Source organism: Aeromonas veronii (assembly GCF_040215105.1).
Lineage (GTDB): Bacteria > Pseudomonadota > Gammaproteobacteria > Enterobacterales > Aeromonadaceae > Aeromonas > Aeromonas veronii_G.
Map to the genome: position 1 here is coordinate 3,557,490 of NZ_CP157875.1, position 25,516 is coordinate 3,583,005.

26 protein-coding genes are annotated in these 25,516 nt (G+C 64.4%); 4 read left to right on the forward strand and 22 right to left on the reverse strand.

Translation table 11 applies throughout. The annotated features are described in order from the left end of the window. Positions 1-15 precede the first annotated feature (15 nt). The 3 genes from ABNP46_RS16360 to ABNP46_RS16370 are packed head-to-tail and all read left to right on the forward strand — an operon-like array spanning position 16 to position 4,320. Positions 16-1,812 carry an assimilatory sulfite reductase (NADPH) flavoprotein subunit gene (locus ABNP46_RS16360; RefSeq protein ID WP_349922532.1) on the forward strand — a complete coding sequence of 599 codons (1,797 nt, stop codon included), beginning with the start codon at positions 16-18 and terminating at the stop codon, positions 1,810-1,812. Continuing rightward, a complete protein-coding gene (gene cysI, locus ABNP46_RS16365; RefSeq protein ID WP_349919250.1) occupies positions 1,812-3,524 on the forward strand; it encodes an assimilatory sulfite reductase (NADPH) hemoprotein subunit in 1,713 nt (570 codons plus the stop codon). The genes ABNP46_RS16360 and cysI overlap by 1 nt, the downstream gene beginning before the upstream one ends. After that, positions 3,514-4,320 (forward strand): phosphoadenylyl-sulfate reductase, encoded by an 807-nt coding sequence (locus tag ABNP46_RS16370; RefSeq protein ID WP_349919251.1) that lies wholly within the window; start codon positions 3,514-3,516, stop codon positions 4,318-4,320. Before cysI ends, ABNP46_RS16370 begins: the two co-directional genes overlap by 11 nt. A gap of 89 nt (positions 4,321-4,409) precedes the next feature. Here the strand turns inward: ABNP46_RS16370 and proX are convergent, their stop codons facing one another. The 7 genes from proX to ABNP46_RS16405 all read right to left on the reverse strand — a co-directional run bounded on the left by proX (position 4,410) and on the right by ABNP46_RS16405 (position 10,651). Next, positions 4,410-5,396: a glycine betaine/L-proline ABC transporter substrate-binding protein ProX gene (gene proX, locus ABNP46_RS16375; RefSeq protein WP_349919253.1), complete on the reverse strand. Its 987-nt coding sequence runs from the start codon at positions 5,394-5,396 to the stop codon at positions 4,410-4,412. Further along, on the reverse strand, positions 5,393-6,547 hold the full coding sequence (gene proW, locus ABNP46_RS16380) for a glycine betaine/L-proline ABC transporter permease ProW (protein WP_349919254.1): 1,155 nt from the start codon (positions 6,545-6,547) through the stop codon (positions 5,393-5,395). Before proW ends, proX begins: the two co-directional genes overlap by 4 nt. Continuing rightward, the gene (gene proV / locus ABNP46_RS16385) at positions 6,544-7,740 is read right to left on the reverse strand and encodes a glycine betaine/L-proline ABC transporter ATP-binding protein ProV (protein ID WP_349919255.1); all 1,197 of its coding nucleotides are present in this window, start codon (positions 7,738-7,740) and stop codon (positions 6,544-6,546) included. Before proV ends, proW begins: the two co-directional genes overlap by 4 nt. A 500-nt stretch (positions 7,741-8,240) precedes the next feature. Next, positions 8,241-8,732, reverse strand: coding sequence for a type 3 dihydrofolate reductase (folA, locus tag ABNP46_RS16390; protein WP_349919256.1), 492 nt, complete (start codon positions 8,730-8,732; stop codon positions 8,241-8,243). A gap of 24 nt (positions 8,733-8,756) precedes the next feature. Further along, a complete protein-coding gene (locus ABNP46_RS16395; RefSeq protein WP_349919257.1) occupies positions 8,757-9,224 on the reverse strand; it encodes a threonine/serine exporter family protein in 468 nt (155 codons plus the stop codon). 61 nt (positions 9,225-9,285) lie between these two features. Beyond that, the gene (locus ABNP46_RS16400) at positions 9,286-10,101 is read right to left on the reverse strand and encodes a threonine/serine exporter family protein (protein ID WP_349919258.1); all 816 of its coding nucleotides are present in this window, start codon (positions 10,099-10,101) and stop codon (positions 9,286-9,288) included. Between the two features lie 211 nt (positions 10,102-10,312). Beyond that, positions 10,313-10,651, reverse strand: coding sequence for a DUF3135 domain-containing protein (locus tag ABNP46_RS16405; protein ID WP_349919260.1), 339 nt, complete (start codon positions 10,649-10,651; stop codon positions 10,313-10,315). Between the two features lie 399 nt (positions 10,652-11,050). Between ABNP46_RS16405 and mog the strand changes: the two genes are divergently transcribed. Then, on the forward strand, positions 11,051-11,581 hold the full coding sequence (mog, locus tag ABNP46_RS16410) for a molybdopterin adenylyltransferase (protein ID WP_349919261.1): 531 nt from the start codon (positions 11,051-11,053) through the stop codon (positions 11,579-11,581). Positions 11,582-11,650: 69 nt separating this feature from the next. On the opposite strand, the gene ABNP46_RS16415 is transcribed toward mog, so the two are convergent. The 15 genes from ABNP46_RS16415 to ABNP46_RS16485 form a co-directional block, all read right to left on the reverse strand. Then, positions 11,651-12,877 carry a beta-ketoacyl-ACP synthase gene (locus ABNP46_RS16415; RefSeq protein ID WP_349919263.1) on the reverse strand — a complete coding sequence of 409 codons (1,227 nt, stop codon included), beginning with the start codon at positions 12,875-12,877 and terminating at the stop codon, positions 11,651-11,653. 52 nt (positions 12,878-12,929) lie between these two features. After that, positions 12,930-13,655: a 3-ketoacyl-ACP reductase FabG2 gene (locus ABNP46_RS16420; protein WP_349919265.1), complete on the reverse strand. Its 726-nt coding sequence runs from the start codon at positions 13,653-13,655 to the stop codon at positions 12,930-12,932. A gap of 75 nt (positions 13,656-13,730) precedes the next feature. After that, positions 13,731-14,180, reverse strand: coding sequence for a hotdog family protein (locus ABNP46_RS16425; RefSeq protein WP_349919266.1), 450 nt, complete (start codon positions 14,178-14,180; stop codon positions 13,731-13,733). After that, the gene (locus ABNP46_RS16430) at positions 14,177-15,415 is read right to left on the reverse strand and encodes a beta-ketoacyl-[acyl-carrier-protein] synthase family protein (protein WP_349919268.1); all 1,239 of its coding nucleotides are present in this window, start codon (positions 15,413-15,415) and stop codon (positions 14,177-14,179) included. Before ABNP46_RS16430 ends, ABNP46_RS16425 begins: the two co-directional genes overlap by 4 nt. Next, complete coding sequence (locus ABNP46_RS16435; protein WP_349919270.1) at positions 15,412-15,981, reverse strand: DUF3261 domain-containing protein; 570 nt, start codon at positions 15,979-15,981, stop codon at positions 15,412-15,414. Before ABNP46_RS16435 ends, ABNP46_RS16430 begins: the two co-directional genes overlap by 4 nt. Before the next feature lie 28 nt (positions 15,982-16,009). Further along, positions 16,010-18,355: an MMPL family transporter gene (locus tag ABNP46_RS16440; protein ID WP_349919272.1), complete on the reverse strand. Its 2,346-nt coding sequence runs from the start codon at positions 18,353-18,355 to the stop codon at positions 16,010-16,012. After that, a complete protein-coding gene (locus ABNP46_RS16445) occupies positions 18,345-18,971 on the reverse strand; it encodes an outer membrane lipoprotein carrier protein LolA (RefSeq protein WP_434476199.1) in 627 nt (208 codons plus the stop codon). Before ABNP46_RS16445 ends, ABNP46_RS16440 begins: the two co-directional genes overlap by 11 nt. 11 nt (positions 18,972-18,982) lie before the next feature. Further along, a complete protein-coding gene (locus ABNP46_RS16450; protein ID WP_349919273.1) occupies positions 18,983-19,408 on the reverse strand; it encodes an acyl-CoA thioesterase in 426 nt (141 codons plus the stop codon). After that, on the reverse strand, positions 19,398-20,969 hold the full coding sequence (locus ABNP46_RS16455) for an HAL/PAL/TAL family ammonia-lyase (RefSeq protein ID WP_349922536.1): 1,572 nt from the start codon (positions 20,967-20,969) through the stop codon (positions 19,398-19,400). Before ABNP46_RS16455 ends, ABNP46_RS16450 begins: the two co-directional genes overlap by 11 nt. Beyond that, positions 20,959-22,644: a glycosyltransferase family 2 protein gene (locus ABNP46_RS16460; protein ID WP_349922538.1), complete on the reverse strand. Its 1,686-nt coding sequence runs from the start codon at positions 22,642-22,644 to the stop codon at positions 20,959-20,961. The genes ABNP46_RS16455 and ABNP46_RS16460 overlap by 11 nt, the downstream gene beginning before the upstream one ends. Beyond that, positions 22,641-22,991 (reverse strand): 3-hydroxyacyl-ACP dehydratase FabZ family protein, encoded by a 351-nt coding sequence (locus ABNP46_RS16465; protein ID WP_349919275.1) that lies wholly within the window; start codon positions 22,989-22,991, stop codon positions 22,641-22,643. Before ABNP46_RS16465 ends, ABNP46_RS16460 begins: the two co-directional genes overlap by 4 nt. Further along, positions 22,982-24,412 carry an AMP-binding protein gene (locus ABNP46_RS16470; RefSeq protein ID WP_349919277.1) on the reverse strand — a complete coding sequence of 477 codons (1,431 nt, stop codon included), beginning with the start codon at positions 24,410-24,412 and terminating at the stop codon, positions 22,982-22,984. Before ABNP46_RS16470 ends, ABNP46_RS16465 begins: the two co-directional genes overlap by 10 nt. Continuing rightward, positions 24,409-24,975 carry a hypothetical protein gene (locus tag ABNP46_RS16475; RefSeq protein WP_349919279.1) on the reverse strand — a complete coding sequence of 189 codons (567 nt, stop codon included), beginning with the start codon at positions 24,973-24,975 and terminating at the stop codon, positions 24,409-24,411. The genes ABNP46_RS16470 and ABNP46_RS16475 overlap by 4 nt, the downstream gene beginning before the upstream one ends. 12 nt (positions 24,976-24,987) lie before the next feature. Continuing rightward, complete coding sequence (locus ABNP46_RS16480) at positions 24,988-25,236, reverse strand: acyl carrier protein (RefSeq protein ID WP_349919280.1); 249 nt, start codon at positions 25,234-25,236, stop codon at positions 24,988-24,990. Between the two features lie 24 nt (positions 25,237-25,260). Then, positions 25,261-25,515, reverse strand: coding sequence for a phosphopantetheine-binding protein (locus tag ABNP46_RS16485; protein WP_349919282.1), 255 nt, complete (start codon positions 25,513-25,515; stop codon positions 25,261-25,263). Position 25,516 lies beyond the last annotated feature (1 nt).

Consider the following 25,516-nt stretch of genomic DNA (forward strand, 5'->3'; position numbering starts at 1 on the left):
TGGAAGACGTGTGTGATGCAATTGACAGCCCCCATACCCAACATCAGCCCCCTCTCTGACGAGCAACAGCGACAGCTGAACCAGGTTCTCACCACCCTCAACACCCAGCAACTGGCCTGGGTGAGCGGCTATCTCTACGGCCTCTCCCAATCCGGCCAGCAACCGGTGGCCACCGTTGCCGCCGGCGCAGCCCCGGGTGGCAGCCTGACCATTCTCTATGGTTCCCAGACCGGCAACGCCAAGGGCGCGGCGGCGGCCATCCAGAAACAGGCGCAGGCGCTGGGCCTGCCGGTGACTCTCATCTCCATGGCGGACTACAAACCCAAGCAGCTCAAGAAAGAGAGCCACCTGCTGGTGGTAGTGAGCACTTACGGGGAGGGTGAACCGCCGGAAGCGGCGGTCGATCTGTTCGAGCAGCTCAAGAAGGGCAAGATTGGCAAACTGGAGGGGCTCAAGTTCGCGGTGCTGGGTCTGGGTGACAGCTCCTACGAGTTCTTCTGCCAGACCGGCAAGGACTTCGACGGCTTCCTGTCAAAAGCGGGGGCCGAGCGCATTCATGAACTCGCCAGCCTTGACGTGGATTACCAGGAGGCCGCCAAGGCCTGGGGCGAGCAGGCGGTCAATGCCGTCGCCGCCACGCTCTCTGCTGGCGGATCTGCCGGAGCCACCACAGTGGCGGGGGCCGTGCAGTCGGCCGTCGGCCACAGCCAGTACCACAAGGAGAACCCCTTCCCGGCCCGGCTCTCGGTCAACCAGAAGGTCACCGGCCGCGATTCCACCAAGGATATCCGCCATATCGAGATCAACCTCGAAGAGTCCGGCCTCACCTATCAGCCCGGGGATGCCCTCGGCATCTGGTTCGACAACGATGCCGCCCTGGTCGCCGAAGTGCTGGCCCTGACCGGCCTCTCCGGCGACGAACCCAGCCCCCATGGCAGCCTGCGAGAGGCGTTGACTCGCCACTTCGAGCTGACCCGGCTGCACGGCGGCTTTATCACGGGTCTTGCCGAGCTGACCGACAACGCGGCGCTCAAAGATCTGGCCGGCGACAAGGCCCAGGTCAACGCCCTGGTCGCCTCCGCCCAGGTGGTGGATGTGCTGAAACGCTTCCCGGCCAAGCTCGGCGCCGATCAGCTCACCGGCCTGCTGCGCCCCCTCACCCCCCGCCTCTACTCCATCGCCTCCGCCCAGAGCGAGGTGGAAGAGGAGGTGCATCTGACCGTCGGCGTGGTGCGCTACCCGCAAGAAGATGGCACTGTGCGCTCCGGCGGCGCCTCCTCCTATCTGGCAGACAGATTGGCGGAAGAGGCCGAGGTACGGGTGTTCGTGGAGCACAACGACAACTTCCGCCTGCCGCACAACCCGGACACCCCCGTCATCATGGTGGGCCCGGGCACCGGCATCGCCCCCTTCCGCGCCTTCATGCAGGAGCGGGAAGCCCAGGGTGCAGAGGGCAAGAACTGGCTCTTCTTCGGCAACCCGCACTTCACCCAGGACTTCCTCTATCAGGTGGAGTGGCAGCGCTATGTGAAATCCGGCCTGCTGTCGAAGATTTCCCTGGCATTCAGCCGGGATCAGGCTCACAAGATCTATGTGCAGGACAGACTGCGCGAAGCGGGCCTTGAGCTTTACCAGTGGCTCGAGGCCGGCGCCCACTTCTATGTGTGTGGCGACGCCAACCACATGGCCAAGGATGTGCAGCAAGCGCTGCTGGATGTGATTGCCGAACACGGCCACAAGAGTCGTGAGGAAGCAGAAGAGTATTTGAGCGAATTGCGTCGTGCCAAACGTTATCAAAGGGATGTCTATTGATGAGCAAACAAGCTATTCCGGGACCGGTAGAAGGACCGCTTTCCGACAACGAACGCCTCAAGCGCGAGAGCAACTTCCTGCGCGGCACCATAGAGCAGGATCTGCAGGATCCCCTCACCGGCGGCTTCAACGGCGACAACTTCCAGCTGATCCGTTTCCACGGCATGTATCAACAGGATGACCGCGACATCCGCCCGGAGCGCGCCGCCCAGAAGCTCGAACCCCTGCACAACGTCATGCTGCGAGCCCGCCTGCCCGGCGGCATCATCACTCCGGCCCAGTGGCAGGTAATCGACAAGTTTGCCGAAGAGCACAGCCTCTACGGCAGTATCCGCCTCACCACTCGTCAGACCTTCCAGTTCCACGGGGTATTGAAGCGCGACATCAAACTGATGCACCAGACCCTCAACGGCACCGGCATCGACTCCATCGCCACCGCCGGGGACGTGAACCGCAACGTGCTCTGCACCAGCAACCCGGTGGAGTCCGAGCTGCATCAGGAGGCCTACGAGTGGGCCAAGCAGATCTCCGAGCACCTGCTGCCCAAGACCCGCGCCTACGTGGAGATCTGGCTGGACGGCGAGAAGCTGGGCGGCGATGAGGAGCCGATCCTCGGCTCCAACTACCTGCCGCGCAAATTCAAGACGACCGTGGTGATCCCGCCCCACAACGACATCGACGTGCACGCCAACGATCTGAACTTCGTTGCCATCGCCGACGACGGCAAGCTGGTGGGCTTCAACGTGCTGGTCGGCGGCGGACTCGCCATGACCCACGGCGACACCAGCACCTACCCGCGCAAGGCGAGCGACTTTGGCTTCATCCCCCTCTCTCACGTGCTGGAGGTGGCGGCCGCCGTGGTCAGCACCCAGCGTGACTGGGGCAACCGGGTCAACCGCAAGAACGCCAAGACCAAGTACACCCTCGAACGGGTCGGGGTCGAGGCCTTCAAGGCCGAGGTGGAGAGCCGCGCCGGCATCGCCTTCGCCCCGAGCCGTCCCTATGAGTTCACCAGCCGTGGCGACCGCTTCGGCTGGGTGGAAGGGATCGACGGCAAGCACCACCTGACCCTGTTCATCGAGAATGGCCGCCTGCTGGACTTCCCGGGCAAGCCGCTCAAGACCGGCATGCTGGAGATCGCCAAGGTCCATCAGGGGGACTTCCGCCTGACCGCCAACCAGAACCTCATCATCGCCGGCGTGCCCGCCAAGGAGAAGGCCCGCATCGAGAAGCTGGCCCGCCAGTACGGCCTGCTGGATGACGGCGTGAGCGAGCAGCGCAAGCAGTCCATGGCCTGCGTGGCCCTGCCCACCTGCCCGCTGGCCATGGCCGAGGCCGAGCGCATGCTGCCGGCCTTCGTCACCGACATCGAAGGGCTGCTGACCAAGCATGGACTGGCGGATGACGCCATCATCTTCCGGGTCACCGGCTGCCCCAACGGCTGTGGCCGCGCCATGCTGGCGGAGGTGGGTCTGGTGGGCAAGGCGCCGGGTCGCTACAACCTGCACCTGGGCGGCAACCTGGAAGGGACGCGGATCCCGCGCCTGCACCTTGAGAACATCACCGAGCCGCAGATCCTGGCGGAGCTCGACAGCCTGATCGGCCGCTGGGCCGCCGAGCGCAACCAGAACGAGTGCTTCGGCGACTTCGTGATCCGGGTGGGAGTCATCGCCCCCGTCATCGATTCCGCGAGGGACTTCTATGCAGCCTGATATCACCGATAACGTGCTGCCGGCGCGCACCGCCGACGGGCGGCTCGATCTGCAAGCCCTGCTGGCCCTCGGCCGAGAAGAGCAGGCCGAGGCGCTGGCCCCCCTGAACCGGGCGCTGGACGCCATGAGCGCCCCCGAGCGGGTGCGCTGGGCCCTAGCCAACCTGCCTGGGGAACACGTGCTGTCATCGAGCTTCGGCATCCAGGCGGCACTGATGCTGCACCTGGTGAGCCAGGCGCGAGGCGATGTGCCCGTGGTGCTCACCGACACAGGTTATCTCTTCCCGGAGACCTACCGCTTCATCGACGAGCTGACCGAGCGCCTCGCCCTCAACCTCAAGATCTACCGGGCCGCCCTCTCACCGGCCTGGCAGGAGGCACGCTTCGGCCTCTTGTGGGAGCAGGGGGTGGAGGGGATCACCCGCTACAACCAGCTCAACAAGGTCGAACCCATGGACCGCGCCCTGCAGGAGCTCGGCGCCCAGACCTGGTTCTCCGGCCTTCGCCGGGAGCAGTCCGGCAGCCGTGGCAAGCTGCCGGTGCTCGGTATCCAGCGCGGCCGCTTCAAGTTCCTGCCGGTCATCGACTGGAGCAACAAGGACGTCTTCTACTACTTCAAGGAGTTCGACCTGCCCTATCACCCCCTCTGGGATCAGGGCTACCTCTCCGTCGGCGATGTGCACACCACCACCAAGTGGGAGCCGGGCATGAGCGAGGAGCAGACCCGCTTCTTCGGCCTCAAGCGCGAGTGCGGCCTGCACGAGGAGAACGGCGAGAACGACGGCTCCGGGATCTGATCCCACCAATCTGCGTCCATAAAAAAACGCCCGGCATCGCCGGGCGTTTTGCTTGTCATGAATGGGCAGGTGTCAGCCTGCCCACCCGCTTATTTTGCGGCGGCGCGCGCCTCAGCCAGCCAGCCGTTGACCTCGGCCTCATGCCCCTTGAGCCAGGCGTCCGCATGACGCTCCACATCCACCGGCTTGTTCTGTCCCTTGTTCATCAGGCCATTCTGGATGTTGATGTCATTGAGCGGCAGCTTGACGATGGAGAACAGCTTGGCCGCCGCCGGGTTCGCCTCGGCAAAGGCCTTGTTCGCCACTATGTGCATGCTGTTGACGGCAAAGCCGTAGTTCTTGCCGTTTGGCAGCCGGGTCTTGGCCGCATCCTTGGCATCGGCGGGCGTCTCCAGCCAGACCACATCCCGACCCGGCACCAGCTCGCTGCTGAGCCAGTACGGCGTCCAGGTGTAGTAGAGCACCGGCTTGCCGCTCTGGTAGCGGGCCAGGGTATCGGCGATCAGGGCCGCATAATTGCCCTGCTTGTGGGTGATGGTCGGGGTCAACCCGAACTCGTCGAGATGATGATTGATCGCCTCTTCACAACCCCAGCCCGGGTTGCAACCGATGAGGTCGGCCTTGCCGTCCCCGTCGCTGTCAAACAGCGCCGCCAGCTTGGGATCCTTGAGTTGACCCAGGTTGGTGATGCCGTACTGGGTCGCCGTCTTCTTGTCGATGAGATAACCTTGGGCCGCACCGCTCACATAGGTGCCCTGACGGAAGAACACCTTGTCTCCCCCGACCTGCTCATACTTGCCATCCTGCAGCGGCACCCAGTTGAAGGCGAGGAAGGTGCCATCCCCCTGGGCGACCGAGGCATAGGCCACGTTGTAATCCACCTCTTGCGCCGGCTGGACATCATAGCCGAGCCGTTCCATCAGCTTGCTGACCAGCACGCTTTGGAACGCCTCTTCCGGCAGGGAGCTTTGCAAGGGTTGCACCTTGACCCCCTCCCCCGGCATCTCGGGACTGGCCACGGCCACCGAACTCAGTAGCAGGGCACCCAGGGTCAGGCTGGTGGTGATGGGTCTCATGAGGTAACTCCTTTACGATGAATGGATGGGCTGCGACCGCACAGTCGCAGCAGCAGGGCCACCGGGCCCCGTTGATACCAGCGGCCACTCCGGCCGCGATCCGGCTGCCCCATGGCCTGGGTCAGACGATCCAGCACGATGGCCAGCAACACGATGCCGAGGCCGCCGATGGAGGCGAGCCCCATGTCGAGGCGGCCTATGCCCCGCAACACCATCTGACCGAGACCGCCGACCGCGATCATGGAGGCGATGACCACCATGGAGAGGGCCAGCATCAGGGTCTGGTTGACCCCGGCCATGATGGTAGGCATGGCCAGCGGCAGTTGTACCTTGAACAGCAGCTGGGAGGGGCTGGCCCCGAAGGAGTGGGCTGCCTCCACCAGATCCGCAGGCACCTGGCGAATGCCCAGCATGGTCAACCGGATCATCGGCGGCAGGGCGAAGATGACGGTCACCACCACCCCGGGCACGTTGCCGATGCCAAACAGCATGACGATGGGGATGAGATAGACAAACGCCGGGGTGGTCTGCATGGCATCCAGCAGGGGCCGGGTCCAGCTCGACAGCCGTTCGCTGCGCGCCAGCAGAATGCCGACCGGCAAGCCTATCAGAATGCAGAAGAAGAGCGAGGTCAGCACCAGGGAGAGGGTCACCATGGCGTCAGACCAGGCACCGATGAGGCCTATCCCGATCAGCGAGACCAGCGTGCCCAGCGCCATGCGCCCGTTGACCAGTTGCCAGGCCACCAGGGTCAGCAAACCGATCATCAGGGCCGAGGGCACGGATTGCAGCAGGTGCGTCATGCCATTGAGCGTCAGCTCCACCGGGGCACGAATGAGCTGGAACAGGGGACGCAGGTTAGCCACCAGCCAGCCGATGGCACCCTCGACCCAGGTATCCAGTGGTACCAGGGCCTGCTGGAAAGGATCCAGCCAGTCGATGGACGCCTCGACCTGCGGGCTGGCGATCTGGGTTTGCCAATCGGCCGCCTCGGTGGCGGTATCGCCCCAGGGATCGCTCGCGGCCTCCGTGGTCACCTCGGTGGTCCCCCAGGGATCGGTTGCGGCTTCATCAGCCAGGGCCGGGGTACTTGCCAGGCACAGCAGGGCCAGCAAGGCGGCCAGCAGATGACGGAAAGGGATGAGATTCATGCCGGGGTACTCCTGTCCAGGGTGTTGAGCAAATTGGCCTTGGAGATGAGCCCCAGATAGCGGCCATCCGATTCGACCACGGGCACCTGGCAGGGAGCGGCGGCCACCTGGCTGATGAGTTCATTGAGGGGGGTATCAGCCAGGATGGGCTGGATGTCCGCCAGCAGGGCCTGCTCCAGGCTGCCCTTGCTGCTGACCGCCTGACTTAAGGACTCCACCGAAACGACGCCGAGGAAGTGGCGGCTGCGATCCACCACATAGCCGAACTCCCGCTCCAGCTCCTTGAGCTGTCGCAGGGCATTGCCCGGCCCGTCCGTGGTGTGCTTCTTGATGAGGGGCACCTGCTTGCGGCTCGCCACATCCCGGGCGCTGAACACATTGGCCAGATCCACCCCGCGAAAGAAGGCGCGGACATAGTCGTTGGCGGGCTGGTTCAGGATCTCGTCCGGGGTGCCGACCTGCACCACCTGACCGTCCTGCATTATGGCGATGCGATCGCCGATGCGCATCGCTTCGTCCAGATCGTGGGAGATGAAGACGATGGTTCTCTGCTGACTTCCCTGCAGTTTCAGCAGTTCATCCTGCATTTCTGTGCGGATCAATGGATCCAGCGCAGAGAAAGCCTCATCCATCAGCAATATATCCGGATCGTTCGCCAGGGCTCTGGCCAGCCCGACCCGCTGTTTCATGCCGCCGGAGAGGGCATCGGGATAGGCATCAATCCACTGCCCCAGCCCGACCTGGTGAAGCGCTTGGCGGGCGCTCTGCTGGCGCTCGGCCAGCGGCACCCCGGCCAACTCCAGCCCGAAGGCGGTATTTTCCAGCACGCTCAGGTGGGGCATCAGGGCGAAGGACTGGAATACCATGCTGATCTTCTTGCGCCGCACCTGGCGCAGATCCGCATCCGAGATGGCGGCGATGTCTTCACCGTCGATGAGTACCTGGCCGCGGGTCGGTTCGATCAACCGGTTGAAGAGCCGCACCAGGGTGGACTTGCCCGAGCCGGACAGACCCATCACCACGAAGATCTCCCCCTCCTGGATGGCAAGATTGACATCCTGCACCCCCAGGGTCTGGCCGGTCTTTCGTAAAATGCTGGCGCGGTCATGCCCTTTCGCCAGCAACTTGAATACCTTTTCCGGGTGTTCACCAAAGATTTTATAGAGTGATTTGACCTCAAGCTTGACTGTCATACTGTCCTTTTTTTATGGCCGGCCGTTTGCTGTTCCTGTAGCCGGGCGGGAATTAATTACTTTCAACACTAAACAAAAACAGAGAAACAAAAAAGAACCATAAGAGTCTCAACTAAAAATCATATGTTCAAGCCATTGATTTAAAACAGTTATTTTATGAAACAAAAATTCAACAGACAGGAACTGATCTGGGTGTAAAAACGATTAATTAACAATAAAATCAATTATCACACTGATAAAACTGGGGAAAACTCCACTGTTTTCTTGAAAATCGAGCAAGCACAGGAGAATGCCGTCAGGCTGGTCGCCGCCGACAAATTTAGTTACATGACGAATCATTTTTTGACGACAATGAGCATGTATTTGTGGTGACACATGTGCCTTGGCTGCAAGGCTTGCACCAGGTTCAGGACCGGGCCCGATGAGAGGCGCTCTGGAGCGGGGTGACAGGCGAAAAAAAGCCCCTCGCACGGGGAGGGGCTGATCAGGTTCGACGCGGGCTAGCGGCGCTGCCAGGTCTCGAAGCAGTAGGGGTGGGGATTCTTCTCATCGGGATCATGAGGCTCGCTCTCCAGTCTTACCCAGTCGGCATCCGAGAAGGTCGGGAAACAGGTGTCCCCCTCCACGACCAGATCGATGCGGGTCAGGTAGAGGCGATCCGCCCTAGGCAGCAGCTGGCCATAGAGATAGCCTCCCCCGATCACCATCAGCTCCTCGATTCCCTCTTCCTGAAGACGACTCAGGGCCGCCTCCACCGAATCCACCATCTCCACCCCGTCGGCGCGATAGTCGGGATTGCGGCTGATCACCAGGTTGCGGCGCCCTGGCAGGGGGCGACCGATGGACTCGAAGGTCTTGCGCCCCATCAGCACCGGCTTGCCGAGGGTCACCCGCTTGAAGTGAGCCAGATCGGCGGGCATGTGCCAGGGCATCTGGTTGTCCTTGCCGATCACCTGGTCCCGGGCCATGGCGGCAATCATGGAAATCTTCATGGAGTTGGTTCCTCGCAACCTGTCTCAGACGATGGGCCGGTTACGGTACACGACCAGAGAAGGGATCGCCAAACCGAAACTGAGGGCTCCCACGATAAACAGCACCTTGAGGCCGTTCGTCACCGCATGGTGGATAAGCTCGGTGGTCACCCCGGAGATATTGAGCTCCACCACGGCGATCATGGTCTTGAACGCATAGGTCCCCGGGATCATGGGGATGATGGAGGCGACGCTGAACACCGGCCGGGGTGCCAGCAGGCGCTTCGACCAATAGACGCAGACAAAGCCCACCGTGGTGGAGGCCGCCAGGGTGGCCCACTCAATGGGCATGCCGTGGTGGATGAGCAGGGTGCGCAGGCTGTGGGCAAGCGCTCCCCCCATGGCGCAGTATTTCAGCATCCGCGGTGGCACGTTGAACATCATGGCAAAGCCCACCGCCGGGATGGCCGACCAGAATGCATCCCGCAACAGCAGCAACAACAGATCCATCATGATGTCTCCCCCCTCTGATCCGGCTGAACGGCGACACGGGCACGTCTGTTCTGGTGAGATCTCATATGGAATTCCACCACAGCTTCCAGCCCCAGATACCGGTCACCGACATGGCCAGCACTATGCCGATCACGGCGCTGACGGTGAGCAGGGTCGCCATGCCCCAGCGGGCCAGCCCCATGTTGAAGTAGCCCTTCACCATGTCGGAGACGGCGTTGATCAAGGGGAAACCCGGCACCAGCAGCAGCACGCTGGCCGCCATGGCGAGGTAGGGTTGATCCCCCCAGCCGAAGTAGGTGGCGCTGGAGGCGAGCAGGGTGGCGACGAAGCCGGTCACGGCAAAGTTGATGAGGGGGCTGTGATGGTGATGGGCCATCAGCTGACGTACCCGCATCGCCACCGCGGAGGCAAGGAAGGTCACCAGGAAGATGGGCCAGTCTCCCCCGAACAGCAGACTGAAGGCCCCGCAGGAGAGCCCCACCATGGGGACCACCAGCCAGGGGTGATAGTGGAACGGCTTGATGGCATCGAGCCGCTGGCGCACTTCCCGCGCACCGATCAGCTCCTTCTCCGCCAGGATGCACAGGCGCTGCACCTCGCACACCACCTGCATGTTGATGCCCCGATCCAGCACTCGGCGGGTGGTGGTGACGCAGTGCCCCTGATAGAGGCTGGTCAGGACGATGGCACCGGCGGAGAGCGCCATCTCCACGCTCTCGAGCCCCAGTGCCAGACCGAGTCGCACCGTGGTCTGCTCGATGAGCCGCGCCTCGGCACCATGCTGGCCCATCAACTGGCCCACCTTGACGATAATGCGGGTGATCTCTGTCTGCTGTTCCGGCGACAACACCCGTCTTGGTGTAATACTTCTCATCATTCCCTTGAGTCGTAGAAAATAAACCGAACCCTCATCTTACTCCAGCGACTTGTTTCATCCATATATATCCACCCGCGAAACCGTTATCGGCTTATTTATTTCAACGGCGCAGCCTGTTTGCAGCAAATAACAAACAAGCCATCACCTTGATTAACATGTGATGGCTTGCGGAATTAAATAAAATGAGATGAAGAATGAAAATATCGATGTGTTATTTATCCCGGCGATATTCGGCGAGCCGAATGACATTATTCACCGGTTTCTCATATTCGCCGGTCAATAACGACTCTTCCTGCAGATGATTGATCTGGCTGCGCATGGCATAGAAGGATTCATGCATCATGTTGGCAATCCGGATGCAGCTGTCCAGATTGTTCTTCGCCAGCTTGCGCTGGCAATCGATGCGAAATTGCAGACCCCGCAACCGCCGCTGCCGATCGGGCCCTACCTGTTCGATCAGGGTGTCTATCTGCTGGTGCAGCAGGGCATCGAGCCGCTCCGGCTCCACGAGGGCCCAGTGTTTCAGGGTATCGAAATCTGGCAGCTCCATATGCTCTCCTGGCCAGAGGCCTCATGTGTGACACATCCAAACTACGCTCAGCACATAAATTCACTGTCCGTAAGAAAGGTTATATAAGAGCGGCAGGATCCTGGTTCAGTTTGCACCGAGTCACAGGAGTCCGATTGCGGATAAAAATGCGCAGATGAGGGGGAAGGAATTCATTTATTCTTTAGGATTCAGGCAATTACCCATACCTGACTAAATTGCTTTTTTTTAGAAATTTTGCGCCCGTTTGTCTGCCAGCTTATTACTGAATGGCCGGTACGAGAGACACTGTTTTCATTCGAACCAGCCTATGCCCTCGCGTGGCCACATCCGGGAAGATTTAACATATCCCACTGATTATGTTATTTTATTTACCACTTTACACAGCACGAAGGGCAGACCATGAGCAAGGCACGCATAGGTATAGTCACCGTCAGCGATCGCGCCAGCGCAGGCATATATGAAGATCTCTCCGGCAAGGCCATCATGGAGACCCTGGGTGCCTATCTGACCTCGGAGTGGGAGCCAGTCTATCGCCTCATCCCGGACGAACAGCCAGAGATAGAGGCGACCCTGAGCCAGCTGGCCGACGAGGAGTCCTGCTGCCTCATCGTCACCACGGGGGGCACGGGCCCGGCCAAGCGGGATGTGACTCCGGAAGCCACGGAGGCGGTGTGCGATCGCATGATGCCGGGCTTTGGCGAGCTGATGCGGGCGGAATCCCTCAAATTCGTGCCGACCGCCATTCTCTCCCGCCAGACCGCCGGCCTGCGCGGCAGCACCCTCATCGTCAATCTGCCGGGCAAACCCAAGTCCATCCGCGAGTGTCTGGATGCGGTCTTCCCCGCCATCCCCTACTGCATCGATCTGATGGACGGCCCCTATCTCGAATGCGACGAGAGCGTCATCAAGCCATTTAGGCCCAAGAAATAAAGACCCTCACTCCCTATGAAAAAGGCGCCTCGAGGCGCCTTTTTCATGGACTCATCACCGCTGTCTCGGTCAGGCCCAGCGCTTGAAGATGAGGGAGGTATTGATGCCGCCAAAGGCGAAGTTGTTGGACATCAGATACTCCACATCCAGCACCCGGCCGCCGCTGCGAACGTGATCCAGCGGGGCGCAGGCGGGGTCCGGCTCGTTCAGGTTGAGGGTCGGGGCGAACCAGCCCTCCGCCATCATCTCCAGCGACAACCAGGCCTCGATGGCGCCGCAGGCCCCGAGCGTATGACCGAAGTAGCTCTTGAGAGAAGAGATGGGGGTGCTATCGCCAAACAGGGCCGATGTGGCATGGCTCTCGGCGATGTCGCCCCGCTCGGTGGCGGTGCCGTGAGCGCTGATGTAGCCGATGTCTTTGGGCTCGAGACCCGCATCCGCCAGCGCCAGCGCCATGCAGAGCTGCATGGTCTCCTGCTGGGGCTGGGTCACATGGGCCGCGTCACAGTTGGTGGCAAAGCCCACCAGCTCGGCGATGATGTGGGCCCCGCGCGCCCTGGCGTGCTCCAGCTCCTCCAGGACAAGGGTCCCCGCCCCTTCCCCGATCACCAATCCATCCCTGTCCTTGTCAAAGGGCTTGGGACTCAGGGAAGGGCTGTCGTTCATCAGGCTGGTGGCGAACAGGGTATCAAACACCACGGCCTCGGACGGGCAGAGCTCCTCGGCCCCCCCCGCCACCATCACGTCCTGATAGCCGTGCTTGATCGCCTCATAGGCATAGCCGATGCCCTGGCTGCCCGAGGTGCAGGCACTGGAGGTGGGGATGACCCGGCCCCGCAGGCCGAAGAAGAGGCCGGTGTTCACCGCCGCCGTGTGAGGCATCATCTGCACATAGGTGGTGGCCGTGATGTTGGCGGTGGTCTTGTCATTGAGCATGGCGCCAAAGGCGCTGATAGGGGCCGTACTGCCGATGGAGGAGCCATAGGCGATGCCGGTACGCCCGCCGGCCAGCACCGGATGATCGATGAGACCGGCCCGCGTCAGGGCCAGCTCGGTGGCCACGGTCGCGAGCTCGGAGACCCGCCCCATGGCCCGGGTCTTCTTGCGCGGGTAGTGGGTCGGCAGGGAGAAGTCCGGGATCGGGGCTGCCAGCCGGGTATTGAGCCCCTCATAGACGCCCCACTCGGGCATCTCCCGCACGGCGTTGCGCTCATCCTTGAGGCGAGGCCCTACGCTTTGCCAATCGTTGCCAAAGGCGGTCACCCCGGCCATGCCGGTGACGACGACACGCTTCATACTGCTCTCCCTTCCTGCTGTTTCCGATGATCCACGGTGTTGATGTTTCCACTCATATCAGGCCACCGTTGATCGAGATGACCTGGCGGGTGACATAGCCTGCGATGTCCGACATCAGGTAGGAGACCAGGCCCGCGACTTCGTCGGCCTGCCCCATCCGTTTGAGCGGGATCATCTTCAAAGCCTCGGCCTCCACCTCGGCGTTGACCATGCCGGTATCGATGAGGCCGGGGGCCACGCAGTTGACGGTGATCTTGCGTTTGGCCAGCTCCAGGGCCAGGGCCTTGCTGGCCCCGATGATACCCGCCTTGGCGGCGCTGTAATTGACCTGTCCCCGGTTGCCCATGATGCCGGAGACCGACGACAGGGTGACGATGCGACCACCCCGGCGCAGCCCTATCATCGGCATGATGCAGGGTTTGAGCAGGTTGTAGAAGCCATCGAGATTGGTGTGCAGCACGCCGTCCCAATCGTCGTCGGTCAGGGCCGGGAAGGCCCCATCCCGGATCACCCCGGCGTTGGAGACCACCCCGTAGTAGGCGCCGTGCGCCTCGATGTCGGACTCGAGGCGGCTGCGGCACTGCTCCCTGTCCGAGATATCGAACTGGATGAGCCGCCCCTGCCCCCCCGCCGCCAGGATCTCGGCCAGGGTCTGCTCGGCGCCGCCCCGATCCCCGTGATAGTGCACCACGATGTGAAAACCATCGGCGGCCAGCTTCAGGGCGATGGCGCGACCTATGCCCTTGCTGGCCCCGGTCACCAATACGGTGGAATTCATGTTCAATCCTTCTTTAAAAAACAGAGATTCCGACTGCCTTTGCCTATCTCTACAGCGAAAGCGATCAGAGAAACATCAACCAAGCAGCGCCTTCAGCTCCGCCTCACTCGGCAGATAGGTGCTGAGCCTCGCCTCGGCGTAGCGTTGCTCCCCATTTCCGATCCGGCACTCGAAACTGGCCATGCCGTTATCTTCCAGCAGGCACTCCGCCTCGATGACGAGGCATTCACCGGCGGCAAAACGGGCCAGCTGGCACTGATACTGACGACTGCCGAGCAACATGCCGATGCGCACCGGCTCCCCGCGCTCCCGCCCCCGCATCCCCGCCCAGGCGGCGATGGTCTGGGCCATCAGCTCCAGGCCGACCCAGGCGGGCAGATTGCCCTGCTCGTCGAGCAGCAGCGCCTGACGCTCACCGACCCGGGTCTCGCAGCGTACCCGGTTGCCCTGATACTCGAGCAGTCGATCCAGCAGCAACATGGGGGCCTGATGGGGCAGCAGTGCTGCCAGGGTGATGTCACTCATGATGGACTCCCTTCGTGTGGTTCGATAAGGCCCAGCAGCAGGCTGACGTTGTTGCCGCCGAAGGCAAAGGAGTTGGACAGCACCCGGGTGAGCGGCCTGGACGCAGGATCTCCCTGCGCCAGCCGGATCGGCGTCAGGGCCGGATCCTGCGCCTCCCCCTGCCGGGGCGCCGGCAGCCCCTGCTCCATCAACAGGCAGCAGAGCGCCGCCTCGATGGCCCCCGCCGCCCCCAGGGTGTGGCCGGTCAGCATCTTGGTGGAGCTGCAGAGGACAGTTTCCTCCTCCCCGAACAAGCGGGCCAGCGCCTTGCTCTCCATCTCGTCATTGAGACGGGTCGCGGTGCCGTGCAGGTTGACGTAATCGAGCGCCCGGGGCGCCATCCCCCCCTGCTGCAAGGCCATCCGCATCGCGGCCTCGGCCCCCGTTCCCTCCGGGTCGGGCGCCGAGATGTGCCAGGCATCGGAAGATTCGCCGGCCCCGAGCAGGGCGAGCCCGGCCCGCTCCCGGGTCAGCAGGAAGAGGGCGGCCCCCTCCCCGATGTTGATGCCCCGCCGCTCTGCCCCAAAGGGGCGGCAACGCTCGAGGCTCAGGGATTCCAGACTGTCGAAGCCGTTCAGGGTCAGGCCGCACAGGCTGTCCGCCCCGCCGACGATGACCATGTCCGCGAGCCCCGCGGCCAGCAGGCGCTGGCCGCTGATGAAGGCGCGGGCGCTCGATGAGCAGGCGGTGGAGAGGGTGTAGGCAGGCCCCGTGATGGCCAGATGGCGAGCCAGGAATTCGCTCGGCGAGCCCAGCTCCTGCTGGCGGTAATCGAACGCCCCCGGCAGGGGCTCGGCAGCCTGATGGGCGGCCACCGCCTCCTGCGCCTCGGCGATCCCCGAGGTGCTGGTGCCGAGCACGATGGCGATGCGATCCGGCGCCAGTCCGGCCCTCAGTGCATCGAGGGCAGGCCGGATCTGCGCAAGGGCCGCCAGCAGCAGACGGTTGTTGCGGGAATCATAGGCCGATAGCGTCGGGGAGATGGCGGGCAGCGCGGCCCCGACCCGACCGACGGGCGTGAGCCGGCCATCGCTGAGGGCACACCGCTCGTCATCCAGCGGGGTGAGGCCGGCGTGCTGCCAGGCGGCCAGCGCCGCACCGACCTCGGCCTTCCCCTCCCCCAGGGCGCAGACAAGGCCATAGGCCTGGATATGACAGGGGGCGGCCGACGGTGCGGGGTTCGCGTTCGGACTCATGGTGTCAGCCTCTGCATCTGCAATTGATAATCGAAAGCGTGCTGGATGAGCTGCACCGGCTCGCGCTCCCCCGCCACCAGGCGATAGTGGATCTCGTTCACCAGCCGGCCATCGGGGTCGGTCAAACGCCGCACCATGCCCTCATCCGCCAGTTGCCACCCCTTGGGCAGTTGCGCATGCCAGGCGGCGACGGGCCAATAACTCATCATCACATCGGCGAGCACCTGGGCCACCGGCGGCAGGGCGGCGCCACCGAGCAGGCTGGAGAGCTGCTCGGTGTGGATGGTCTTGCCATCATAACTCAGTCGAAACAGCCGGATCCCGCTCGGGGTCAGCCCCACCAGGGTGAGCCTGTGGCCATCCGCCTCCAGCACGGTCAGCAGCTGGTGCTCCCCGCCCTTGCCGTGGGTGCTCAGCAGTTGCTGGCGATAGAGGGGCTGGTCACGCTGCGGCGTCGGCAGCACCAGGCTGGTGTCCGGAGTCAGGTAGGCGCGATTCTCGGGCACAGGGGTGCTGGCGCAGGCGCCGAGCAGGAGAGCAAACAGCAGGGGCAGAAACGTCTTCATCGTGGCTCCCATGGGTTGTAAAGGGGACTCATCGGCGCTCCAGCACCAGGGGTGAGAGCAGGAAGGCGGTGAAGATGCCGCCGCTCAGCACCAGACCGAAACCGGCGATGGCCGGGGTGTGGCTCAGGGCCAGCAGACCGAACGAGAGCTGGGTGGTCAGATTGGCAAGCAGGATGGCAAACAGGGTCGAGCGCTGACGCCCTGGCTCTTCGCCGCTGTGGGCGAAAAACAGCCCGTAGTCGATGCCGATCCCGAAGATGAGGCTGAGCGCCAGCACCCCGAACAGGGTCAGGGGCTGGCCGCAGGCGGCGAGCAGCGCCAGTCCGGCCCCCAGGGCCAGTACGTTGACCAGCAGGATCCGGGCACTCTTGCGCCAGCCGAGCCGCCACCAGAGCAGCAATCCCACCAGGGCGATGGCCGCAAACAGGAGCTCGGCCAGCTTGATGCGATAGTGGGCGAACAGCTGGCTCCACTGGCTGCGTTGATCCTGCCAGAAGACACCGTTCTCAGTGCTGGCCAGCCCCGCCACGGCGGCGCTATCCGTCACCCCGTGCACCGGCAGCCAGAGCGCTACCCGACCATCCGGCAGGGTGTGCCACAGCAACCGGCTACCCTCGCTGACCGGGCTGGCCAGCCAGAGCTCCGGGGTCAGGGGATGCCAGGGGCGAGGCTCGGCCTTGACCGGTACCCCGGCCTGATTGAGCCGCGCCACCACCTGGGGCTGCAAGGCGGTGAGGGCGGCATGATCCGCCCGCTGCTGCGCCAGAGAGGGCAACCACTGCGCCAGGGAGACGAACCCCGTCAGCTTCCCCTCTGCCTTGGCCTGTGTCAGTTGCCCGGTCAGGGCCTCCAGCCGCTGCAATGCCGTCTCCCCGTCTGCCGCCGTCACCAGAAAACCCGACATGCCGCCCTGCTGACCGGTGAGACGCTGGATCGCCCGCTCCTGCCCCTGCAACTCGACGGGCAGGGGTTGCAAACGGGCAATATCGTCATCGATCTGCAACCGGCCGAGCCCCGCCACGACCAGCACCAGCACGAGCAGCGGCAGACCCCAGCGCAGGCAGGGGCGCTCACGCCACCCGTCGAGCCAGCGACCCATCAGCGCCAGGCTGCGGGGCTCACGCGCAGGCAGCTCCCCCAGCCAGAGCGGGAACAGGCAGAGCACTGTGATGAGGGCCGCCAGGAGGCCCGCGAGGGCGCATAGCGCCATCTGCTGCAACCCCGGGAAGGGGGCCAGCCAGAGCAGCCCGTATCCGACCAGCGTGGTCAGCAGGGCCATCCAGAGGCTCGGCAGCAGCTTGGCACGGGTCTGGTGGGGACGCTCGCTGCCTCCGTGCAGGCGTCGCTCGGTCAGGAAGTGGATGCCGTAGTCGATGGCGATGCCGATGAGGCTGGTGCTGATGACCAGGGTGAAGAGGTGCACCTCCCCAAACCAGAGCAGCACGGCCAGCACCCCCCAGCCGAGGCCGATGACGATGGGCAGCAAGGAGAGGGCGATCGCCCGCAGGGAGCGAAACGCCAGCCACATCAGCAGCACGACCCCGACCATGGAACCTATCCCTATGGTGGAGATGTCCGCCTGGGCTAGCTGGCTGGCGTGCTGGCTATAGAAGAGGGTGCCGCGACGCAGCAACTCCAGCCCGGGATAACGGGCCTTGAGGCTCTGCTCCGCCGCCCCGAGGCGGGCGAGCAGGTCGGCGTTGCGGGAGAGATCGAAGGCCGACAGATCCAGCTCGGCTCGCACCATGAACCACTGCCGCCCGTCCTCACCCTGGCTCATCAGCCAGTCGTGATCGAGGCGCATGGCGCTCCCCCCCTGCCCCTGCACACCGGCGCGGGTCAACAACAGGGGGTCGGCCTGCCACTCGGTACGGGAGACTCCCCCGAAGGGGCTGTAGATCTGGCCGAGCACCCACTGGCTCCAGCCGTCGGGCCCCGCCGCCAGGCGGGCCCGGCTCTGCTCATCGAGGCGCTGCCAGGCATAGTCGTAGGTGAAATGTTGCCAGGCCGGGGCCAGCTCGGGTTGAGCGCCACGCACCGCGCCGAGTTCGGGCAGGGCGGCCAGAGCCTGGACCCACTCCTGCGCCGCGGCGCGCCCCTCCTGCCCCGCCGGCAGGCTCAGCATCCAGACCAGTTGCTTGTCGAGCTGGCGCAGCAAGCCCCCGCGCAGGGCCGGATCCAGCGTGGAGCGCTCCTCGTGGGGCAGCAGATCCATCAGGCTGGTGTTGATGCGACTGTGGGAGAGCTGCCAGCCGAGCAGCCCCAGCGCCAGCAGGCTGAGCAGCAGCCAGCCATGGGAGAGCCTGCGCCAGGTCGATTCGCGCCAGCCCGTCACAGGCCCCGTGCGGGCATCGGCTTGCGGCTCAGGGGGCAAAATGGGCGTGCTCCTCGGCAGACAGGGGCAGCGTCACCCGCTGCCAGTCTGAGAAATGAATACGGGTCTCGTCCCCCTGCCGATCGGCGATCACCAGGCGGTCCAGCTGCTGGCCACCGCTCAGGGTGAGACTGGCAAAGACCTTGTCGAGAGGGGAGGACAAGGGGGTCAGCACCAGGGTCCAGCCCTGTTCATCAGACTGGAAATCGAGGGAGAAATAGCGGGCGAGCCCCTGCTCATCCGAGCCGAACAAGGCCAGCATCATGCCGCTGAATTCGAGCAACTGGGGATTGTCGATCACCTGGACCGGTCCCTGACCGACCTGCTGGCTCATGCGTTGGTCAGTCAGGCTCAGTGCCAGTTCGAAGGGCTGCTGCTGATGCCACCAGAGCCCCTGCCCCCGTACCAGCAGCAGCTTACCGCTGGATTTCAGGGGCTGGGCCAGCCCGGCCACCTGTTTCTCCTGCGCGAAATGCGCGCGCTGGGCAGGCTCCGCACTCAGCAGCTCACGCACCTCTGTCTGGGTCATGACATGGGTCTGGGTCATGGAAGCGGCCTGCGCCATCCCCGTCAACAGCAGCAGACAGGCCCAGAGCCCGCCTCGCACCCCCTGCATCCAGCGAGCCCTCACTCCGCCACCCCCAGCTTGTCCAGCAGGACCCGCGGGGAGGCGAGGCACATCTCGCCGCTCTCCTTGTTCACCGCCACCTGGATGCTGTAGCCCTTGCTGGTGCGCGCGCCGCTTGCCACATCGAACAGCTGGTACTCGATCTTGAGGCGGTTCTGGTATTCGCACAGCCGCGCCTCGACCCGCACCTTCTGGCCAAAGCGCAGGGGGGCCATGTACTTGAGGCGCAGATCGATGATGGGCCAGTGATAACCGGACGCCTCCATCTGCGGGTAGTTGTAGTCGATCTGCTCGAGCAGGGCGCAGCGGGCCAGCTCGATATAGCGTACATAGTGGCCATGCCAGGCCACCCTCATCATGTCCACGTCGTGGAACGGGATCTCCACCTCTATGCTGTGGCTGATCATCCAGGGTTCACTCTGCATCCGAGGTCTCCTTGTAGAGATCGTAATGACGGGCCTGCAGCCGGGCTATCAGGGCCCTGAGCTCCTGCTCCAGCGGCCTGTCTTCCACCAGGGCCGGGTGATCTTCCCGCACCGCCAGCACCATCTCTCTCAGGGACGGGCTCAGGGTATCCAGGGCGCACCGCTGCAAGCCGAGGCGCAGCTCCACCCCTTGCACCACCGCCAGCAGGCAGGCGGCCCCCACCTGCTCGGTCAGGGTCAGCACCCGCAACGCATCCCGCGCCGCTATGGTGCCCATGCTCACCTTGTCCTGGTTGTGACACTCGGTGGAGCGGGAGAAGACGCTGGCGGGCATGGTTAATTTGAGAGCCTCTGCGGTCCAGGCGGAGACGCCGATCTGCACCGCCTTGAAGCCGTGGTTGATCATGCGCCGCTCGCCGCTGGCACCGGAGAGGTTGCTCGGCAGGCCGCCGTTGAACTTGGTATCCACCAGCTGGGCCAGCTGGCGGTCGAGCAGATCGGCGAGGTTCGCCACCGCCGTCTTCATGCTGTCCATGGCCATGGCGATGTGGCCGCCGTAGAAGTGACCGCCGTGCATCACGTGCTCGAAGTCGCCATCGATGAGGGGATTGTCGTTGGCGCTGTTGAGTTCGTTTTCGATGAGCTGACGCCACCAGGGCAGGCTGTCGGCCACCACGCCGATGACGTGGGGGGCGCAGCGCAGGGAGTAGCGGTCTTGCAAGCGGTCGCTGTGGCGCGGCAGCTCACCGCTTTGCAGATCGGCGCGCAGCCAGGCGGCGACCTCCTGCATGCCGGGATGGGGCTTGGCCGCGAACAGCCGCTCGTCGAAATGGAAGGCATTGCCCTCCATGGCGACGCTCACCAGGGCGGTGATCCGGGTCGCCAGCTTCATCAGGTATTCGGTACGGGCGTAGGCGAGGCAGGCCAGCGCCGTCATGACCGAGGTACCGTTCATCAGGGCCAGCCCCTCTTTCGGGCGCAATCGCAGGGGGGGCACGCCGAGCGCGTCATAGACGTCGGCGGTACTGGCGAGCTGGCCGTCCCGATAGAGCTCCCGCTCCCCCACCAGCACGGCGGCCACATAGGAGAGCGGGGTGAGATCGCCGCTGGCACCGACCGACCCCTCCTCCGGAATGCGCGGGATGAGATCCTGCTCCAGCAGCCAGCAGAGCCGCTCCAGGAGGGCCGGACTGACCCCGGAGACCCCCTGCGCCAGGGAGCAGAGGCGCGTGGCCAGCACGGCACGGCCCGCCTCAAGACTCAGATCGTTGCCGAGGCCACAGCCGTGGAAACGGGTCAGATGCAGGGGCAGCTCGGCCACCAGGGCGGGCGGCACGGCCCGGGTCACGGAGTCGCCATAGCCCGTGGTCACCCCGTAGATGACCCCCTCTTCCGCCAGCAGGCGATCGAGGAAGTCGGCGCCGCGCTGCACCCGGGCCATGAAGGCGGGATCCGGGTTGAGAACGGGACGGGCACGCCCCTCGGCCAGGGCCACCACCTGTTCTATGGTGAGCCTGTCTGCGCCGAAGGTGACCTGGGGAGATGGAGTATCACTGTTCATCATGGGTTAGCTGCCAAAAATCGAAGAAGTTGAACCAGTCCAGCGGCGCATGCAGGCAATGGTGCTGCAGGCGGTCGGCATAGGCCTGCACCCAGCGGCGCAGTGCCGCCTCCCGCGTGGCGCGGGGTAGCGACAGCCGCTCGGCGAAGGGCTCGAAATGGACGCGAAAGCGCCCCTGCTCCTTGAGCCCGAACATCAGGTAGACGGGGCAGGCCAGGACGCTTGCCAGGGCGAAGGGCCCCAGCGGGAATGGGGCGGGAGCCCCGAGAAAATCGGCCCAGACCACCCGCTTCTCCCGGGTCACCGAGGTGCGGTCCCCGACGATCACCACCCACTCCCCCGCCTCTATCTTCTCCTTGAGCAGGATGGCGGTGTCGGCCCCCATCTCCTGCACCTGGATGAGGTTGATGCCGGAGTCCGGATTGACCTGCTTGAGCAGAGCGTTGAAGCGGGCCGCATGGCGGGTGAACACCAGGGCATTGATGGGCACTTGCCCCCCCTGGGTGCCGAGCGCCCGGCATAGCTCCAGATCCCCGAGGTGGGAGCCGAGCAACAGCAGGCCGCGTCCGCTGGCGAGCGCCGCCTCGTGGTGCTCGCGCCCCACCAGTTCGATCTCCTCACGGGGAATATCGCCGCGCCAGCCCGCCAGCTTGTCCAGCGCCGCCCCCCCAAAACGCAGGAAGTGGCGAAAGCTGGACCTAGGCTCGGAGGGCAGGCTCACTCCCTGCCCGGCGGCGAAAGCCTCGAGCCGAGCCAGATATTGCTCGGAGGCCGCCCGCTGGCGGCGGCCGGTCAGCCAGAAATAGCCGATGACGGGGTAGAGCAGCGCCTGGAAGCCCCGTCGACCCAGCAGCCGATAGCTGGCCAGCATGATCTGAAGGCCCAGCAGCGAGCCCCGCTCCGGGGTGCGCGACCAGTGCCGCCTGCCCTGTTGCCAGAGCCGGGCCGGGAGGCCTGGCAGCTTGCACAACCCATCCCAGAGCAGGCGGCACACCAGTCGGGTGTGCATCCAGGAGATGTCGAGATTGTCCCGCCAGAGCCGAAAGTGGGAACTGCCGTCCGCCGGATAAATGACCCGGGTCGGCACGAAGCGCATGGGCACCCCGCGCCAGTAGAGACGCACCATCACCTCGGTGTCGAAATCCATGCGCCGGCCGAGGCGCACCTCATCGAGCAGGGCGCAACTGGTCGCCAAGGGATAGACCCGAAAGCCGCACATGCTGTCCGCGATGGTGAACGAGAGGGTCTCTATCCAGACCCAGACATGGGTGATGTAACGGCCATAGAGGCGCCCCTTGGGGACGGAGTCGTCATAGATGGGGCGTCCCGAGACGAGGGCATCGGGCTGGCGGGCGGCTTCGGCCAGCAGGCGCGGCACATCAGACAGATCGTGCTGGCCGTCGGCATCTATCTGCACGCCATGACTGAAGCCCCGCGCCCTCGCAGCCATGAGCCCTGTGGTCACGGCGACGCCCTTGCCCTGATTCCGGTCATGGCGCAGCAGACTGACCCAGTCACCGTGAGTGGCGGCCAGGGCATCCAGCGCGGCGGCAGCGGCGGGCTCGCTGCCATCGTCGACAAGCAGGCAGGGCAGCCCCAGGGATTTGAGCCCCGTCAGCACGCCGGCCAGGGGGGTCGAATGGTTGTAGCAGGGGATGATGAGGCAGGGATTCAAGGACATAGCTTCACCCGGCCGCTGCTGGCGACCTCATCCCCGAGCCGGTAGCTGAACACCAGCTGGCCCTTGTCCGCCAGCCAGCAGAGATGCAGCTCGCACTCCTGGCCGGGGCGCAGCGGGCGCTGGAACTTCAACTGACTCATGCCACCGAACTCGCCGACCAGGCCGGGCAGCTGGCGACCATAGTGCATGGCCCAGTGCACCTGCACCACGCCGGGCAGCAGGGGCGCTCCCGGGAAGTGGCCGCGAAACCAGGGCAGCTCGGGGTCGAGGGACAGACGCAGCACCAGGACATCGTCCTGCCATCGCTGCTCGATGAGGCTGGGCAACCCCGTCATTGGCATGGTTTGGATCCCCTGAGTGAGTAATTCATCTGCTCAGGACCAGATTTTTTGGCATGAACATCAACAAAATCTTTATCAAATAGCGTTTTCAACTGCCCCCAGGGGCGTTTCCCCTGACTGTTGAGGGGCAAGTCCGGCAGCAGACGCAGCCGGCGCGGCAGGGCGACCGGTTCGAGCCAGGGTCTGAGCCGCTCCCGCAGGGCAATGAGGAAGCGGCCGGGCCCCAGCGTCTGCCATTGCTCCAGCCCTTGCTCCGTCAATACCAGCACGGCGCCCAGCTGCTGCCGGCCCGCCTGCGTCAACGGCAACACCGCCGCCTGCTGCACCCAGGGCTGGGCCTGCAGGCGCGCCTCCACCTCGTCGAGGGAGACCCGTTTTTCTTCAATTTTGACCACCCGATCCCCGCGCCCCAGCAGGTGAAAGCCGGACTCGCACAATCGGATGCGATCGGCGCAAAGCAGCGGCTCATCGTCCGGCAGATAGGGGGAGTGAAGCAGCAGGCAATCCCCGGCTCCGGGTGCCACGCGAATGCCCGGCATGGGTTGCCAGGGCGTCTCTGGCTGCGCGCTCTGACGCCAGGCGATGCCGCCGGTCTCGCTGCTGCCAAAGACCTCCACGGGCAGTTGTCCCAGCTGCGCTTGCGTGCGGGTCGCATCCGTCAGCGCCAGCGGCCCGCCGGAGGAAACCACCAGAGCGCAGCCGGCGGCCGGCAGGGCGGGATCGAGGCGACTCAGAAAGGCCGGGGATGCGATCAGCGCCCAGCGGCCTCGCTGGCTGTTCAGCTGCTCCGGGTAGAGGGTCAGGGTGCGGGCGAAGGGAATGCGCAAAACCAGGGGCAGCAGAATGCGAAACAGCAGGCCATAGATGTGCTGATGGGAGACGCTCGCCAGCAGGCGCGCCCCGCGCAGTGGTTCGCTCCAGAGCGCGATCAGCACCCGCAGTTCGGCGTCCAGCTGGTGCCACGCCTTGGGGATCGCCTTGGGTTCGCCGGTGGAGCCCGAAGTGAACAGGGTCAGTTGCAAGGCCAGGGGGGCGGGCCAGGGGACAGCGGGTTGCTCATCCTCCCGTGAGAGGGGCAGTTGCAACCAGGGTATGCTGCTGCCCTCCCCCAGCGTCTGGCTGTCGGTCAACACGGCATCGAAGCCGTGACCCAGCTCCGCCAGGGCCGCCGGGCGCTGATGGCCGGGCAGTATGGCCTCTCGCCCGGTCAGGGCACAGGCGAGCAGCGCCTGGGCAAACAGCAGGCTGTCTTCGAAGCAGAGCGCCCAGCGCCGGGCTGGCAGAGCGGCGAGCCGCCGGGCCAGCGCTTCGGTTCCCTGGCGCAGCTCGCCAAAGCGCACCTCTCCCTGTGGCCCGAAGGCCACGGGTTCGTCATCCCCTCGTCCCCAGATGGTGGCGAGCAGGCTCTCCTGACCGGTCATGAGGCGAAGCTCCGCTTGACCCGCAGGCGCACCAGATACTCCCCCCCCATCAGCAGTCCCATCAGCAGATAGCTGACGAGGCCGTTATAGAGGCTCCAGATGGCGAGATCCCCGTACCAGACGGTGGCGGCAGCCAGAGAGCCGTTGAGCACGAAGAAGCCGCACCACACCTTGGTCACGGTGCGGGTGTAGCGCACCCCGGCTGGCGGCAGATCGGGATCCTGCAATCGGGCGAGCCGCTCCACCAGACTCATGGGCTGGGTCAGGCTCCAGCCAAACAGGCCGAGCAGGGCCAGCGAGACCGCAATGGGGTAGTAGAGCAGCCAGTGCTGGGCCGAGAAGAGGGCACTCAAGGCCGTCAATACCAGACCGACACAGGCCAGCAGGCGACCAAGCAGCAGCCACTCCCGCACGGGGGAGAGCCCGGGCAGCAGGCGCAGGGCGAAGGTCACCAGCAGGATGCCGAGCAGGGCGGAACTGCCCCAATGGGTCAGCCCCCGATAGACGGCAAGGGGATAAGCCAGCAGCAGGGTCCCTGCCAGCAAGGAGAGCAGGCGCATCATGGCAACAAGCTATCAGGCGGGGTTCATCAGGCGTTCAACCGCCTCGACCACATCGGCGACGCTGCGCACCGACTTGAACTCTTCGGGCTTGATCTTCTTGCCGGTCAGTTTTTGCAGGTGGACCACCAAATCGATGGCGTCGATGCTGTCGAGTTCCAGATCCTGATAGAGCTGGGCCTCTGGCGTGACGGCCGCTTCATCCACTTCAAACAACTCCACCAGGGTTGCCTTCACCTTGGCAAAAATCTCGTCTCTGTTCATCGGGATATCTCCAAAGAAGGTGGCTCAAGCCTGGGACTGGATCAGGGCCACCAGGGCCTCGACGCTGGCGAAGTGACGACGGGTATTCTCGTCATCGGCGGAGAGGACGATGCCATAGCGTCCCTTGATGGCCAGCCCCAGCTCCAGCGCATCGATGGAGTCCAGCCCCAGACCGTCACCAAACAGCGGCGCCTGGGCATCGATATCGTCCGGGGTCAGCCCTTCCAGGTTGAGGCTGTCGATGATGAGTTGTTTTATCTCTTGTTGCAGATCTTGCATT

Coding starts and splice junctions, on each gene's coding strand:
- ABNP46_RS16360 (WP_349922532.1), top strand. CDS start 16: ATGCAATTGACAGCCCCCATACCCAACATCAGCCCCCTCTCTGACGAG.
- cysI (WP_349919250.1), top strand. CDS start 1,812: ATGAGCAAACAAGCTATTCCGGGACCGGTAGAAGGACCGCTTTCCGAC.
- ABNP46_RS16370 (WP_349919251.1), top strand. CDS start 3,514: ATGCAGCCTGATATCACCGATAACGTGCTGCCGGCGCGCACCGCCGAC.
- proX (WP_349919253.1), bottom strand. CDS start 5,396: ATGAGACCCATCACCACCAGCCTGACCCTGGGTGCCCTGCTACTGAGT.
- proW (WP_349919254.1), bottom strand. CDS start 6,547: ATGAATCTCATCCCTTTCCGTCATCTGCTGGCCGCCTTGCTGGCCCTG.
- proV (WP_349919255.1), bottom strand. CDS start 7,740: ATGACAGTCAAGCTTGAGGTCAAATCACTCTATAAAATCTTTGGTGAA.
- folA (WP_349919256.1), bottom strand. CDS start 8,732: ATGAAGATTTCCATGATTGCCGCCATGGCCCGGGACCAGGTGATCGGC.
- ABNP46_RS16395 (WP_349919257.1), bottom strand. CDS start 9,224: ATGATGGATCTGTTGTTGCTGCTGTTGCGGGATGCATTCTGGTCGGCC.
- ABNP46_RS16400 (WP_349919258.1), bottom strand. CDS start 10,101: ATGATGAGAAGTATTACACCAAGACGGGTGTTGTCGCCGGAACAGCAG.
- ABNP46_RS16405 (WP_349919260.1), bottom strand. CDS start 10,651: ATGGAGCTGCCAGATTTCGATACCCTGAAACACTGGGCCCTCGTGGAG.
- mog (WP_349919261.1), top strand. CDS start 11,051: ATGAGCAAGGCACGCATAGGTATAGTCACCGTCAGCGATCGCGCCAGC.
- ABNP46_RS16415 (WP_349919263.1), bottom strand. CDS start 12,877: ATGAAGCGTGTCGTCGTCACCGGCATGGCCGGGGTGACCGCCTTTGGC.
- ABNP46_RS16420 (WP_349919265.1), bottom strand. CDS start 13,655: ATGAATTCCACCGTATTGGTGACCGGGGCCAGCAAGGGCATAGGTCGC.
- ABNP46_RS16425 (WP_349919266.1), bottom strand. CDS start 14,180: ATGAGTGACATCACCCTGGCAGCACTGCTGCCCCATCAGGCCCCCATG.
- ABNP46_RS16430 (WP_349919268.1), bottom strand. CDS start 15,415: ATGAGTCCGAACGCGAACCCCGCACCGTCGGCCGCCCCCTGTCATATC.
- ABNP46_RS16435 (WP_349919270.1), bottom strand. CDS start 15,981: ATGAAGACGTTTCTGCCCCTGCTGTTTGCTCTCCTGCTCGGCGCCTGC.
- ABNP46_RS16445 (WP_434476199.1), bottom strand. CDS start 18,971: ATGCAGGGGGTGCGAGGCGGGCTCTGGGCCTGTCTGCTGCTGTTGACG.
- ABNP46_RS16450 (WP_349919273.1), bottom strand. CDS start 19,408: ATGCAGAGTGAACCCTGGATGATCAGCCACAGCATAGAGGTGGAGATC.
- ABNP46_RS16455 (WP_349922536.1), bottom strand. CDS start 20,969: ATGAACAGTGATACTCCATCTCCCCAGGTCACCTTCGGCGCAGACAGG.
- ABNP46_RS16465 (WP_349919275.1), bottom strand. CDS start 22,991: ATGCCAATGACGGGGTTGCCCAGCCTCATCGAGCAGCGATGGCAGGAC.
- ABNP46_RS16470 (WP_349919277.1), bottom strand. CDS start 24,412: ATGACCGGTCAGGAGAGCCTGCTCGCCACCATCTGGGGACGAGGGGAT.
- ABNP46_RS16475 (WP_349919279.1), bottom strand. CDS start 24,975: ATGATGCGCCTGCTCTCCTTGCTGGCAGGGACCCTGCTGCTGGCTTAT.
- ABNP46_RS16480 (WP_349919280.1), bottom strand. CDS start 25,236: ATGAACAGAGACGAGATTTTTGCCAAGGTGAAGGCAACCCTGGTGGAG.
- ABNP46_RS16485 (WP_349919282.1), bottom strand. CDS start 25,515: ATGCAAGATCTGCAACAAGAGATAAAACAACTCATCATCGACAGCCTC.